Here is a 13,591-nt window from a genome sequence, read left to right on the forward strand (position 1 = left end):
AAGTGACGAAGTAAGCAATTACGGAGACCTGTGCGATAGCTGTCGAAGAATGAGGAGTGAAACTACGAAATGATTCGAGACAGCGAACCGCTGAGAGTGTCGTATTGATGTCGAGGAAATAAGATAATAGGCTATAAAACCGTTGAAATCGATGGTTGGTAGCAATTTTGAAAGATGTTTTAAAATCAATTTTTTCATTAAAAAACATCTTGTGGGAACATATTAATACCAAAAAACGTAGGGGTGAGTGGATAGGATAGATATTTTAGGTAGAGTGAATTAGCATTTATTTGTTATGATTAATTTGTTTCCTGTTAGGTATTATAGTAATGGAATTTGTTTCGCTTTTGACTAAGAAGAAATAGAATGATTTCAATTATGGGGATAAATGAAAAATGAATTTTGAAAAAATCTATAGAGATAATTAGTTATGTAAAGAGTATTTTGAACATTATATTATAGCTGTTCCCTGCACATATAGTATGACTTTAAAATTAGATATAACTTAAATCAAAGAAAAGAAATTGGACTTATATCTTACAATGCTTTATTATTTAACAACCATTGTGAATCGTCATTCTGAATTTAGAATGTCATTCAATAATGATAGAGAATAGGGCATATACGATGAACTGATACCTTGCTATACGATTTTCCATAAAGATACCGAAACATTTTCAAATATTTGGACAGAATGCTCCGGAAAATTCTTTTCCTGTGTCAATAATACCGTGGACAACCTTTGAAGGGTTTAACTTAAATTTACAAAAAGTATACGATTACTTGAAGCCTATATTTACAATGGGAGAGTATTACGAAGAAAACCAAAGAATTATTCTTCCATTATCAATTCAAGTTCACCATGCAGTATGCGATGGATTTCACATTTGTTGTTTTGTTAATAAATTACAGGAAATGATAAATAATTAGAATCCTATTTGTCTGTGGGTATGTTCCCGTTTGCAATAAAGCGAAAAAACACCATGGATATGTTCCCTTAGACGAACTGGTATTAAAAAAGGCGATATGATATTCATTCCATTGCCTCGTGCCATGTCGAACAGAGTATTTGAACATGAAAAAGAAAGCCTAGGTAGTCCTGATAGTGAGAAGTTAAAACTGAAGACTATCGTATATATCAAGGAAGTTGGACTTGAAGTTGAAAAGATAATTATAAATTCAAACTTAACCGCAGAAGAGGAGTTTGCGGCAGAGGCATCCCTGATCAATGTATTCAACTATGTTAGTGATACAGGACTTACAAACATTGGTGCTAGGCATCATTCATCAGAGGCCTTAATGGTTGATGAGTATGAAAGAATAAATGGTGCTGTTGAACTTGAAGTAAAAGACATCAAGCACAGAATTCTTGTTATAAAAATAAACAGGATTTACCACAGAGGCATGGATGAGAAGGTATTATATGATGCTGTTCTTGGTGTCGGGAGGGCATCAAAAGAAAAAGTAAAGACAATTGAGTATGTTTTCTGTGTTTATAATTTACTGATTGTGGCTGTGTATAAGCCATCAGAGTGGTTTGTTTGTAAAGAGGCAAAGGACAGGCTTCCAAGACAGGATATTGTTCTTACACTGAAAACTGAAAATAGATTATTTTTTTGTGGATGAAAAATATGAGCAGGGATTTCCGTTGGATGAGAATGAAGAGTTCTACATTGGAAAGTCGATAGCCGGACTGAAGTTAAATTAGTCGGTACAGAATCCGATTAAGTATTTGAATCCATGGTAGAGAGAAAAAATCAAATTTATCATTTATTAAGGAGGGCATAGAATTCAATGAAAATATATATTATTGAGGACGACAAAGTCCTTAGAACAGAATTAATGAAATTACTGAATTCATATGGCTATGAATGTGCTTATAGTGATGACTGGCAGAATATCATACAGTTAGCATTGCAGGAATCTCCTGATCTGATACTTCTGGATATTAACCTGCCACTATTTGATGGATTTCATATCTGTCGGGAGATACGCAAGCAATCAGAAGTTCCGATCATTGTTGTTACTAGCCACAGCACTGATATGGATGAGTTGATGAGCATGAATCTTGGTGCAGATGATTTTGTTACCAAGCCATATAACACACAAATACTAATTGCCCATATTGCTGCACTTTTAAAACGCAGTGTAGCTACTACTGCTTTGCAATCTACAGAGTACAATGGCGTAACATTTCAGCAGGCAAAAGGCATCATTACTTTTGAAGGCAACAGTTCAGAACTTACTAAGAACGAAATGAAGATTTTATCTGTGCTGCTTAAGAATATAGGTAAGATTGTTTCACGAGATGAGCTAATAAACGAATTATGGCAGTCAGATGAATTTGTGGATGACAACACATTGACAGTGAATGTGAACCGCCTGCGAAAAAAGCTTGAATACATCGGTGCAAAAAATTTTATCACAACAAAACGTGGTATGGGGTATTTGATATGAAACTCTCGATATTTTTGAAAGATAAGTGGATTTTTCTTTTATCGCAGACAGCAATTATCCTGTTTTTGGCATTGCTCCTGAATACAATGAAAATTAGCAACGCAGCTATCGCTCTTGTTTGCATTTGTTTTTGCTTTATAACTGTTGTTTCGCTTATATTGGAGTATCTTCAAAAGAATTGCTTTTACAGACAGCTGTATCAGAATCTGGATGCGATGGAGAAAAAACATTATATTTCTTCCGTGATAGAGGAAGCGGGTTTTACAGAGGGTGCGCTCCTGATAGATGTGCTGAAACAGACAACAAAATCCATGAATGATGAAATCGCCTCCTATCGTCGGATGAATACTGAATATCAGGATTATATTGAAACATGGATACATGAAATTAAGATTCCGATTTCCTGTATTGATCTGATTTGTGAAAACAATAAGGGGGAAATGGCTTCCGGTGTGAAAGAGGAGCTTTCCAGAATCGATGACTATGTGGAGCAGGCTCTTTATTATGCTCGTAGCACCAATTTGGAAAAAGATTACATGATTAGAGAAATCAATCTGGATAATCTGGTAAAGGGAACGCTCAAAAAATATTCCAAGCAACTCATTGCCGCAAAAGCGACTCCGACCTTTGATAACCTTTCTCAAACAGTATACGGTGATGCGAAATGGCTGGAATTCGTTCTGGGGCAGTTAATCGCCAACAGCATAAAATACAAAAAGGATACGCTTATGCTGACATTTTCTGCATGTGAGGAACAGGATCATGTTCTGTTGTATGTTTCGGATGACGGTATAGGTATTCAGGAAAGTGAATTGCCACGTATATTTGAAAAGGGATTTACCGGAACAAACGGAAGAAGTTATGCAAAAACCACCGGAATCGGCTTGTATCTGTGTAGGAAGCTCTGTAATAAGATGCATTTGTCTATTTCTGCGTCCTCTGCCAACGGGCAGGGCACAACTATACAGATTACTTTTCCAACGGATTCAAGATTGCTTTTAGAATAAGAAAGTGTAAACAATATTAGCGGACTACCATAGTGGGTCCGCTTTCTTACAATCTTAATGTGACAATTTTGTTCGTTTTATGTAAGATAAAACGATTTTAACTTATCGTGAACTCCAATATACTATAACTGATGATACGGTTGTGAAGTAACGGGTCTTTCATATTCTTATATTTATTTTGGAGGTAATGTCATGAAAAGTAAAATTACAATTATTTCATGCGTTGTGTTGTGTATTGTTGCATTGAACGGATGTGGAAAAGTAGAAAAATACAGCAAGGCTGAGCAAGAAGCCATTAAGGCTGCAAATTCTATAGTGGGGGAAAAGTACAAAATAGAAATCGACGAGAGCAAATACTTGTATTCCGTTGGTAAGCAACTGTCAGAAAATGAGTTTGTGGATCTGGATAATGATACCGTTCAAGAAAATCAATATCAGAATGTTATTTCGGTTTCTGCAATGAATAACCGTCCGGATAAAAAGGATGAAATCTTATCATTCGCAGTGATATACAATAAACAGACAAAAGATATTATTTTGAACAATGTTAACAGGTAGGGGGAATATGGTGAAACGGTTTAATGGATTTCAATTGAAACTATTTATGGCAATGCTTATGGTTCTTGATCATTTAGATCATATTCCGGGACTTTTACCACCATGGTGGGCAGAAAGCTTTCATGTCATAACAAGATGTGTTGCACCGTTTTTTGGTTACATGGCAGTCGAAGGCTTTCTTAATACCCGAAACAGACTGAAATACAATGGGCGTCTGTTTTTGTGGGCAGGCATTATGTTTTCGGGTAACTTTGGAGTGAACCATCTGTTAAATGTAGATTCACTGACAATTTATAATAATATTTTCTTTACATTGGCGATGGGAGTGCTTGCATTAAACGTATGGTGCTATCCTGTCAAAAGTGAGAAGATCAGTCCGAAAGTAATATTAGCATTGCGTATTCTGATTGCAGTTCCGATTACTGTTTATGCATGTGTAGCATGTGAAGGCGGCCAGGTTGTCGTTCCATTTATGTTCATTTGTTATTTTTTGCGTAATAAAGTAAATATTCGAAATATTGCTATTTGTGTGTTGTCTGTATTGCTGTTCATTACAACTTTTGAGATTTATCCATCTATGGACACAACCATAAAGATGATGATGTTCAACAGTGACTGGTTGGTTTTCACAGCACTTTTATTTATGCAATTATACAATGGTGAACGAGGACCAAAAACAAAATTCAGTAAATACTTTTTCTATGTGTTCTATCCGGCACATTTGTGGATATTAGCATTAATAGGATATTTTGTGACTGTTTGAGGAGGAAGTTGTTATGAAAAGATGGTTTGTTCAATTAGTTTTGCTATATTGGCTATAGTTTGTGTTATAGGATATCGTCTAATGGGCGGTGCCAGAGTTCTTGCGGATGGAACATTACAGGAGCCGTTTTTCCTGATTCCGCTCGGGTGGATATTCGCAGTTGCATCTATCCTCTCGTTTGTAGTCACATTCATTTTTAAGGTTAGAAAAACAAAGAAGGACCAGAAATAAAATGACAAATATATTGAAAGTAGAACATCTTGAAAAATATTATGGAAATAAAGGCAACATTACACGTGCCATTGACGACATCAGCTTTGATGTTGCAGAGGGTGAATTCATCGGCATCATGGGAGCATCCGGTAGTGGAAAAACCACACTTTTGAACTGTATTTCAACCATTGACAGTGCTACGGCAGGACATATTTATCTTGAGGGAGAAGATATTACAACACTGAAATCTGCACAGCTGGAACAGTTCCGTAGAGAAAAATTAGGTTTTATTTTTCAGGACTTTAATCTTTTGGATACGCTAACAGCATTTGAAAATATCGCACTTGCACTTACTATTATGAAAGTTCCGGCAAAAGAGATTGAGACAAGAGTACAGAAAGTGGCTGAACTTCTGAATATCACCGATGTACTTTCCAAACATCCGTATCAGATGTCTGGAGGGCAAAGACAACGTGTCGCTTCTGCCAGAGCAATCGTTACAAATCCTTCTATGATTTTGGCAGATGAACCGACCGGTGCTCTGGATTCCAAGTCTGCTCGTATGCTTTTGGAGAGATTCCGAAAACTGAACGAGGAAATACATGCAACGATTCTTATGGTAACTCACGATGCTTTCACAGCAAGTTACTGCAAGAGAATTCTATTTATCAAAGATGGAAAAATCTTCAATGAACTGATCCGTGGCACAGAAAGCCGCAAGGAGTTTTTTGACAAAATTATGGAAGTAATCGCCCTTTTGGGAGGTGACCTGAATGCTGAGTAAACTGGCTTTTAAAAATGCATCAAAAAGCATCAGGGACTATGCAGTATATTTCTTTACCCTGGTTCTTGCTGTCTGCATTTTTTACATGTTTAATTCTATTTATGAACAGAAGGACATCATGGTAGTTACGGAAACAACTGTTGAGTCCATGAAAACATTGAGGCAGATACTGTCATATATTTCTGTTTTTGTAGCTGTTGTTTTAGGATTTTTGATTGTTTATGCTAACAATTTTTTTGTACGGCGACGTAAAAAAGAACTTGGTGTTTATATGACGTTGGGAATGAGTAAACGAAATATTTCTATGATTCTTATGTTGGAAACATCGTTCATGGCATGTATGGCATTAGTAATAGGGCTGTTGCTTGGAATATTTGGCTCTCAGATGATGTCTGTTTTTACCGCAAAAATATTTGAGGCTGATCTTTCTGCATATCGATTTGTATTTGCACCCGATGCCGCAGTTAAAATTGTGATCAATTTTGGTGTAATATTTTTAGTGGTTATGCTCTTAAATACAATCGCAATTGGAAAATACAAGCTGATTGATTTGCTATATGGTGGAAGAAAAAATGAGACTATAAGAATGAAGAACATGAAAACTGCAATGATGGTATTTGCAGCCTCCATACTATGCCTTGCTGTCGCATATGTACTCATTCTGAATAATGGAATCATTCATGTCAATCTGTATTTTTCACTCTCAATTATTTTGGGAACCGTAGGGACGCTGCTGTTCTTTTGGTCTCTATCCGGTATTCTCGTAAAGGTTATGCAGCGGAACAAAAGACTTTATTTTAAACAGCTCAATATGTTTGTTGTGCGTCAGTTTTCCAGTAAGATTAATACGAATTTTGTATCGCTTTCTGTTGTCTGCATAGTTCTGCTGCTGGTCATCGGAATCTTTTCCACCGGGTACAGTATGCAGAACATTTTGTCAACACAGCTGCGTGCGGAAATACCATATGAGTATAGTGTTATAGACTATAATAATGGCGAATCGGATACGATTTTAAGCCGACTGCCGTCTGAAATCAAGGACAGCAGCATGATTAAGGACAGCTATGAATGCGTGGAAGGTACTATGGCAGAGGGAAAGGCATATTATAAGGATTACGATGTTAAGATACCAGAAACGCCGTCTGCATATGGATATGGAGATTTACCCCTGACATTTGTAAGTCTGTCGGATTATAATGGTTTACGAAAATTACAAGGCATGGATGAGGTTGATTTATCAGAAAATAACTATAGAATCTTATATGATAAAGAAAATGTCCCTGGACTTGCAGAACAATTTTATGATAAAAATATCAATCTTACTATTGACGAAAATGTACTTTCTCCGGCGAAAGAAGCTGAAGAATTTACCATGTCAAATAGTGGCATGGGTCAAATCATATTTGTAGTCGCAGATAAATGGATGAAAAATATGAATGTCGATACGATGATATGGAATGTACAGTGTGTGAATGAAGATGCAGCAAAAGAATTTGGTACATTGCTGGATAATTATAGCAAAAAGAGCGAAAGAGAATCTGCCTTTGTGCATTATATAGGTAAGCAGCAGTTATATAAATCTTCGGTTACTACAAAGGCAATCATAGCATTTCTGGCAATTTACCTTGGTATTGTATTTATGATAGCCTGTGCAGCAATTCTTGCTATTCAGCAGCTATCTGAAGCTTCTGATAATGTAGAACGATACAATCTACTAAAAAAACTGGGTGTAGAACGACGTGAACTGAATCATGCACTATTCATCCAAATTCTTAGTTATTTTCTGCTTCCGCTTTTACTGGCAGTTATTCATTCAGTTGTTGGCTTGACGGTGGCAAGCCGTGAAGTTATCAAGGTGTTTGGAGATATGAATGTAGCATCCACGATCTTTGCAACATCGGTATTTATTGTATTAGTGTATGGAAGCTATTTCCTGCTGACATATGTGGGAAGTAAAAGCGTTATTAACAAAGGATAGTAGTAAGGCAGATATATGGGCTCTTTGTCAAATAGGGTTGATGGTATTGAAAGTAGACTAAGCAACAAGTTGTTGCTTGGTCTCTTTTTCTTTTCTTCCTGACACATACAGTCGCGATATTAAAAGAATGCGGTTCTTGAAATGAGTATCCTTACGGTAGCCATAGGCATTGCGTTTAAGGACTTTAATTTTATTATTAATCCCTTCGATTGGGCCATTGGTAATGGTTGGATGGTCAAAGGTGTTGGAAATATAAGGCTGGAATTTCCTAAAGGTTCTTAAAACCCTTCTTAATCCAGGCGCGAGATGCTGGTTAGGTGCTTGATGAAGCGACATCATAAACTGATCGTAATCAGACTTTTCTAGGGCACAACGAAGGTCTTGAACCATCCGATACGATTCTTTAAAGACTTGATTTTGATCTAAGAGATAATCGACGATATGACCAGTATTCGTTAAAGAATCAAAGAGGGTAAACCGCCTGTAATGTGTGTGGTCAAGGTCTGTCTCCTTCTTTAAAAACAGTTTCCAATACCGCTTCAGCTTATTATAGAGCCACCGATCGTGGTATTTGACCTGATACATCCAATGGATACGATACCGATTTAATTCAAGATTAAGGGATTGAACGATGTGGAAGCAATCAATAATAATGGAGGCATTAGGAAAGAGTTGACGGATCAATTCGATGTAGGGAGTGTACATATCGATACAAATGGTTTGGACCTTTTTTCGTTCTTTGCGACTATAACGGTAAAAGTAGGCCTTCAAGTATCTTAAACGTCGATCCTCTACGACATCAATGACTTGGTGGTCGGTGGCATCACAGAAGATAAAACTCATGGCCCCATTCACCGTTCGTGTGGACTTAAATTCATCAAAACAAAGATGTTTGGGGAGTGTCGTTGGCCTTTTACGGACTGCGGAAGAGAATGTATCCACCACCCGACGGACTGTATGAATTGAAACATACGTTTGATCGGCGATCGACTTTTCTGAATAGGTTCTGGTGGCTAAGCTAGCAATCTTTTGTTTGGTGGCTCTTGAGATGGAGCAGTTCCTCTCCACAAGTTGTGTCTGTGCAGTGAATGAATAGTGACATTGTTTACAGAGGAAGCGCTGTTTATTGAGAATGAGATAACTCGCTTGGCCAGCGGATTCGAGGTAGGTAACTTTAGAAGGACGGAAACCATTCTTAACGACACAACCTTCATGGTGACACTTTGGACAGGTATGAACAGGATAGGTGAGTGAACAGTGGATATAGAGCTTATTGTCTTGTTCTTGAACAGAATCTGGGGAAAACTGGATATTTAGGTCTTTAATATTAAGGAGTTTTCTTATATCATTAGTCATGCACAGGGTCCTTTCTGTTTTTGGTTAGCACTTTAAATATATCGGACTTCTGTGTTTTTGTGTATTCAAAAATAGGGTTGAAGGAAGATTTTTTCTTCCATCAACCCTATAAATTATAGAACCTAAATTATAGAACCAGTTTTCATCATAAGTCTAAAACCTAGAGGATCTTCTTTTACAGAAGATGGCTCTAGGTTTTTTGTTTTCATTTATTATAGAATCCGTTCAGTTGCTTCTGTTCAGGAGTTTGAAAGAAAAGCTTATTTAGTTCCTTCGCAAAGGCTTACTGGTGAATAGTTCTAAGTTTCTCTTTTTGGTATAATGATTTGAAAGTAGCTAATCGTGCGAAAATCGTGCCAATAACATGTACATTATGCAACGAAAAAAATTGACTAGGTAGGGGCATCATGAATGGGAGAGTTTCAATCGGCAGTCGATTATGAATTGACAGCAGAAGACTTTATCAATTACGCCATTGACGGATGATTTTGTACGGAAATGATTAATTATTGAGGAGATGGAAAGATGATTTATCAGGAATCCAATGACATAAACCAATCATGCAAGAATTTATTTAATCCCCCTTGGAATCATATTTTAGATTCGGTTTTAAGTGGTTTTCAAGGTAGCGTTTTGGTGGACCGGTCGACCTCACCCCAATCGGCGCTTGCTATCGTCGGAAAGGGGGCTCCCTTTGCTTTTTTGGGGGGACAGGTAAACGAGGACTTATGGATGCATCTCCCGAAAGGCGACTTGATCATGGTACCACAAAGTTCCGCCTGGTCTAATTATTTAATGACCATCAAGCAACACGAAGTCAGTCCCTTTATCCGCTATGCTATGCAAGCACCGCAAAAATTTAATAGGCAGAGAATCAATCAAATGAAGCAATCTTTAGCAGATTCCTATTCGATTTCTGTCATCAATCAGCAGCTGTTTAATCAATGTCTAGAAGAGTCATGGTCTAAAGATTTAGTCAGTAATTTTGATAACTATCAGGATTTCTGTCAGCAGGCGATGGGATTTGTTGTCCTTAATCAAGGAAAAATCATTTCTGGGGCCAGTACTTTCTTGTCCTTAGCAAATGGCATCGAGATTGAAGTAGATACGCATCCTCGCTATCAGGGGCAGGGATTAGCCACCATAGGGGTGAGTTATTTAATCAATGCCTGTTTAGATCGTGAATGGTACCCGTCCTGGGATGCCCATACAGCTATCTCACGAGATTTTTCCAAAAAGTTTGGCTATTCGGTCGCCTTCGACTATCAGGCATTTGAGTGGAAATAATAAAATTTTCTGATGGCGGATTTTATAATCAACTTAGCCACCATAAAAAATAAAAAAGCCATGTAAATTCATGTTATATTTTAGCTACCACACAAAAAATATAAGGAGAATGAATTTACATGACGCAAACACACTCTACCATATCTGATCGGAAATCAAAACACTTATCGTTCAAAGAACGGAGCCAAATTGAGCTTTTGAAAGAACAAGGGCATTCTAATAGAGCCAATGCTCGCATACTCAAACGTGCGCCACAGACAATCCATAACGAAATTAAACGTGGTACCATTAAACAAATCCGACAACAAAAGCAAAACGGCAAGGTTTATAAATGGTACTATTCTAAGTATGTCGCTGAAGTCGGCCAAAAAAAATATGAGCATCAGCGTCAAAATTGTGGGCGCAAACCTCTCTGGTCCTACTCAAGCGACTTTATTGATTGGGCTGATCAGCGGATGTTAGATGATAAATGGTCGCCTGATGTCGTTGTCAACCGAGCCAAAGAAGTCCTTGATATCGACCATCGACTGATTCCTTGTACCACCACCCTCTATTATTGGATTGATTGTCAGATTATGAAGACTCGAAATATTGATTTACTTGAAAAACTTCGTCGTAATACTAAAGCTAGAGTACCGAAAACCCGCCCCCATAAGAAAGTCTTGGGAACTTCCATCGACGAGCGCCCTGAGGAAATCAATGAGCGGAACACTTTTGGCCACTGGGAAATTGATACGGTCATTGGCAAGAAAGGTAAAGATGAACCCGTCTTGTTAACCTTAGCTGAACGATTCAGTCGATTTGAAGTTATTCTAAAGATAAAGAATAAGACTGCACAAGCGGTGGAGGTCGCCCTAAGAAAGTTACAAGGACTCGTAGGCGATCATTTATCGTTACTCTTCAAGAGTATGACTGCTGATAATGGCTTAGAGTTTGCGACGTTAAGTCAAGCAGTAGCTGAACAAATAGCGGTCTACTTTGCCCATCCTTATGCCTCTTGGGAAAGAGGGACGAGTGAAAATCAACATGGATTCATTCGACGCTTCTTACCCAAAGAAACATCAATGAAAGATATAACAGAAGCGGATTGTCGCCGAATTCGACAATGGATGAACAACTATCCACGCAAAATTTTAGACGATGAGACCCCTTATGAAGTCTTTGTACGCTGTTTACATAAAGAAAGACGATCTCAAACACTCGTTCCGGCTTGACAACGAGCCTCCTTCGGCATGGTCTTCTTGTTACGGGGTTGACTCATAACCTGTGAGCCAAACTACCATGCCTCAGCTCATTGTCAAGCCGTTACTAAAAGAGTGGAATAGCTTTAGATAGAACGTTAATCAGGTGGCTAACTTATACTTGAAATTTACGAATAAATCATTTTAAAAGAAAGGTAGGTGTTTAGAGTGGATATTTATTTTTTGTTATTTGATGGATTTGAAACTTTAGACCTTTTTGGACCTGTTGAAATCTTAGGTCAACTTGAAAGTACAAGACTTCATTATATTTCTTTAACTTCAAAGGAAGTAACTAGTGCCCATGGCTTTAAAGTCTCAGCAGAACTTAGTCCAGTTTTAGAGCCAAACTCTGTTTTACTAATACCTGGAGGCTTTGCCACTAGAACCTTAGTTAAAGATCAGGCCTTTTTGGATAAATTATTGATCTTAAGCAAGTCGGCAAAATATGTTCTAACAGTATGCACAGGCTCAGCCTTAGTGGGAATGACAGGGCAATTAGATGGAAAAGAAGCCACTTCAAATAAAAGAGCCTTAGATTGGGTTAGAGAAACTGCCCCAAAGGTTAAGTGGAAGAAAAAAGCCAGATGGGTTAAAGACGGAAAGTTCTATACAGCGTCTGGAATTTCAGCAGGTATGGACATGGCTCTGAGCTTCGTTTCTGATCTCCTTGGCTATGATGAGGCAAGAGAAATTTCTAATAAAATAGAATATATTTGGAACGAAGATCAAAACTTTGATCCCTTTAGTAGACAATAATGAAAATCCAGCTTTAGGAAACAATCCTTCAGCTGGATTTCTTCTTTTTAAATAAAATGTATTTTAGCTTTAAACTATCTTTAAAGGCAGTTCCAACCCTACCGCCAACCTTATAATAACCACTGGTGTAAGGATCAAAAGCTATTGCCTCTAAGGCATCAACATCAACTTTTCCATCTTTCATACAAGCTTCTTTTACTGGAGTTCTAAAAACCTTTCCAATAACTTCAATATTTTCAAAATCACTTAAATCTTCTAAAAAGTCACATTCAATGGCAAAAGGTCGAAAACTCACCCAAATGTTAGTCGATTTTCTAAAAAATAGAAAATTTGCTGGCTGTATAAGACCGACTGTTTATGTAAAGAGTTATAAACTTTATGGTGAAAAATAGATGTGATTGTTATTAAAAATGATAAAAACAATGCAACATAGTCAAGCAAATGGGCATACTTTTTAAATATATTTTCATAGAAAGACAGAATTATTCCTGCCTCTTTATATAGAACTCCTCTATTTCATTGGGAGTCTAATCTCCAGGCGAAGAATGAGGATGCCTAGAATTGTAACGATTGATGTATTCAAAGCAGTATAGATGCAGATCGTCCTGATTGCGGAATGTTTTCGGTTGATGCACTCGTGTTTCATATGACGAAAGAAACTTTCACAGCATGTATTGTCATGTGGAGTGTGTCGTATTGATGTCAAGAGTTGCACCCAATAAGTAGATAAAGTGTAGAAAATAAAGGCTTATTCATAGACTATCGTTAAAAGGTTTATGGATATGTTTCCGCATACGAACAGGTTAACATGACATATTTAGTGTTCGCTCGTTCCATGTTGAATCAGTCGTTTTGATGACAAGGAGTGATTAACGACGTAGTCATCAATTATGAATGATTTATGCGATAGCTGTCGCAGAATGAGGAACGAAGTGAAGAAATGATGCGGTAACAGCGAACCGCCGAAAGTGTAGTATTGATGTCAAAGGTTTGTAGTAGAGCGACAAATTAAAATTATAGGGATAGTGAAAGAACTGAATATTAAAGATGAATTATTGGTCTTGCAGAATATTTCATACGCTGATTTTCAAGTAAAATTGATGCCAACTATTCCTAGAGATCTATTTAAAAGAGACTTAGAAGCAAAACGAAACAAATAATGAAAGGATTCGAAAGGGTACTCTTTTTAGT

At 37.3% G+C, this 13,591-nt stretch carries 13 protein-coding genes and 1 pseudogene; 12 read left to right on the forward strand and 2 right to left on the reverse strand.

Going from position 1 to position 13,591, the window contains the following annotated elements; translation table 11 throughout:
- Positions 1–434 precede the first annotated feature (434 nt).
- From HMPREF9708_RS08145 to HMPREF9708_RS04950, 9 genes and pseudogenes are all read left to right on the forward strand, one after another.
- Positions 435–930 (forward strand): annotated as a pseudogene (locus HMPREF9708_RS08145) (CatA-like O-acetyltransferase); the annotation flags it as partial.
- A 96-nt stretch (positions 931–1,026) separates the two neighbouring features.
- Positions 1,027–1,626, forward strand: a complete 600-nt coding sequence (locus HMPREF9708_RS08525; RefSeq protein ID WP_006309106.1) for a hypothetical protein — start codon at positions 1,027–1,029, stop codon at positions 1,624–1,626.
- 168 nt (positions 1,627–1,794) lie between these two features.
- A complete protein-coding gene (locus tag HMPREF9708_RS04920; RefSeq protein ID WP_006309107.1) occupies positions 1,795–2,457 on the forward strand; it encodes a response regulator transcription factor in 663 nt (220 codons plus the stop codon).
- A complete protein-coding gene (locus HMPREF9708_RS04925) occupies positions 2,454–3,464 on the forward strand; it encodes a sensor histidine kinase (protein ID WP_006309108.1) in 1,011 nt (336 codons plus the stop codon). The genes HMPREF9708_RS04920 and HMPREF9708_RS04925 overlap by 4 nt, the downstream gene beginning before the upstream one ends.
- 192 nt (positions 3,465–3,656) lie before the next feature.
- Entirely contained in the window at positions 3,657–4,022 is a 366-nt protein-coding gene (locus HMPREF9708_RS04930) for a hypothetical protein (RefSeq protein WP_006309109.1), read from the forward strand.
- 7 nt (positions 4,023–4,029) lie between these two features.
- The gene (locus HMPREF9708_RS04935) at positions 4,030–4,785 is read left to right on the forward strand and encodes a TraX family protein (RefSeq protein WP_040447786.1); all 756 of its coding nucleotides are present in this window, start codon (positions 4,030–4,032) and stop codon (positions 4,783–4,785) included.
- A 21-nt stretch (positions 4,786–4,806) separates the two neighbouring features.
- The gene (locus tag HMPREF9708_RS08680) at positions 4,807–5,016 is read left to right on the forward strand and encodes a DUF3955 domain-containing protein (RefSeq protein WP_040447788.1); all 210 of its coding nucleotides are present in this window, start codon (positions 4,807–4,809) and stop codon (positions 5,014–5,016) included.
- Position 5,017: 1 nt separating this feature from the next.
- On the forward strand, positions 5,018–5,782 hold the full coding sequence (locus tag HMPREF9708_RS04945; RefSeq protein ID WP_006309111.1) for an ABC transporter ATP-binding protein: 765 nt from the start codon (positions 5,018–5,020) through the stop codon (positions 5,780–5,782).
- Entirely contained in the window at positions 5,772–7,760 is a 1,989-nt protein-coding gene (locus HMPREF9708_RS04950) for an FtsX-like permease family protein (protein WP_006309112.1), read from the forward strand. The genes HMPREF9708_RS04945 and HMPREF9708_RS04950 overlap by 11 nt, the downstream gene beginning before the upstream one ends.
- A gap of 57 nt (positions 7,761–7,817) precedes the next feature.
- Here the strand turns inward: HMPREF9708_RS04950 and HMPREF9708_RS04955 are convergent, their stop codons facing one another.
- Complete coding sequence (locus HMPREF9708_RS04955) at positions 7,818–9,116, reverse strand: ISL3 family transposase (protein WP_006309113.1); 1,299 nt, start codon at positions 9,114–9,116, stop codon at positions 7,818–7,820.
- Between the two features lie 525 nt (positions 9,117–9,641).
- Between HMPREF9708_RS04955 and HMPREF9708_RS04960 the strand changes: the two genes are divergently transcribed.
- The 3 genes from HMPREF9708_RS04960 (at position 9,642) to HMPREF9708_RS04970 (ending at position 12,400) form a co-directional block, all read left to right on the forward strand.
- Entirely contained in the window at positions 9,642–10,403 is a 762-nt protein-coding gene (locus tag HMPREF9708_RS04960; RefSeq protein WP_006309114.1) for a GNAT family N-acetyltransferase, read from the forward strand.
- A gap of 119 nt (positions 10,404–10,522) precedes the next feature.
- Positions 10,523–11,617 (forward strand): IS30 family transposase, encoded by a 1,095-nt coding sequence (locus HMPREF9708_RS04965; RefSeq protein WP_006309115.1) that lies wholly within the window; start codon positions 10,523–10,525, stop codon positions 11,615–11,617.
- A 195-nt stretch (positions 11,618–11,812) separates the two neighbouring features.
- Complete coding sequence (locus HMPREF9708_RS04970; protein ID WP_006309116.1) at positions 11,813–12,400, forward strand: DJ-1/PfpI family protein; 588 nt, start codon at positions 11,813–11,815, stop codon at positions 12,398–12,400.
- Positions 12,401–12,428: 28 nt separating this feature from the next.
- Here HMPREF9708_RS04970 and HMPREF9708_RS04975 read toward each other — a convergent pair whose 3' ends face one another.
- A complete protein-coding gene (locus HMPREF9708_RS04975; protein WP_006309117.1) occupies positions 12,429–12,695 on the reverse strand; it encodes a hypothetical protein in 267 nt (88 codons plus the stop codon).
- Positions 12,696–13,591 lie beyond the last annotated feature (896 nt).

Origin of the sequence: Facklamia languida CCUG 37842 (genome assembly GCF_000245795.1) — a bacterium.
In the GTDB taxonomy this organism is placed as follows: Bacteria; Bacillota; Bacilli; order Lactobacillales; family Aerococcaceae; genus Facklamia; species Facklamia languida.

Bases quoted from the DNA above. Each gene is read 5' to 3' on its own strand.
- HMPREF9708_RS08525 (WP_006309106.1), top strand. From the start codon at position 1,027: ATGATATTCATTCCATTGCCTCGTGCCATGTCGAACAGAGTATTTGAA.
- HMPREF9708_RS04920 (WP_006309107.1), top strand. From the start codon at position 1,795: ATGAAAATATATATTATTGAGGACGACAAAGTCCTTAGAACAGAATTA.
- HMPREF9708_RS04925 (WP_006309108.1), top strand. From the start codon at position 2,454: ATGAAACTCTCGATATTTTTGAAAGATAAGTGGATTTTTCTTTTATCG.
- HMPREF9708_RS04930 (WP_006309109.1), top strand. From the start codon at position 3,657: ATGAAAAGTAAAATTACAATTATTTCATGCGTTGTGTTGTGTATTGTT.
- HMPREF9708_RS04935 (WP_040447786.1), top strand. From the start codon at position 4,030: ATGGTGAAACGGTTTAATGGATTTCAATTGAAACTATTTATGGCAATG.
- HMPREF9708_RS08680 (WP_040447788.1), top strand. From the start codon at position 4,807: ATGGTTTGTTCAATTAGTTTTGCTATATTGGCTATAGTTTGTGTTATA.
- HMPREF9708_RS04945 (WP_006309111.1), top strand. From the start codon at position 5,018: ATGACAAATATATTGAAAGTAGAACATCTTGAAAAATATTATGGAAAT.
- HMPREF9708_RS04950 (WP_006309112.1), top strand. From the start codon at position 5,772: ATGCTGAGTAAACTGGCTTTTAAAAATGCATCAAAAAGCATCAGGGAC.
- HMPREF9708_RS04955 (WP_006309113.1), bottom strand. From the start codon at position 9,116: ATGACTAATGATATAAGAAAACTCCTTAATATTAAAGACCTAAATATC.
- HMPREF9708_RS04960 (WP_006309114.1), top strand. From the start codon at position 9,642: ATGATTTATCAGGAATCCAATGACATAAACCAATCATGCAAGAATTTA.
- HMPREF9708_RS04965 (WP_006309115.1), top strand. From the start codon at position 10,523: ATGACGCAAACACACTCTACCATATCTGATCGGAAATCAAAACACTTA.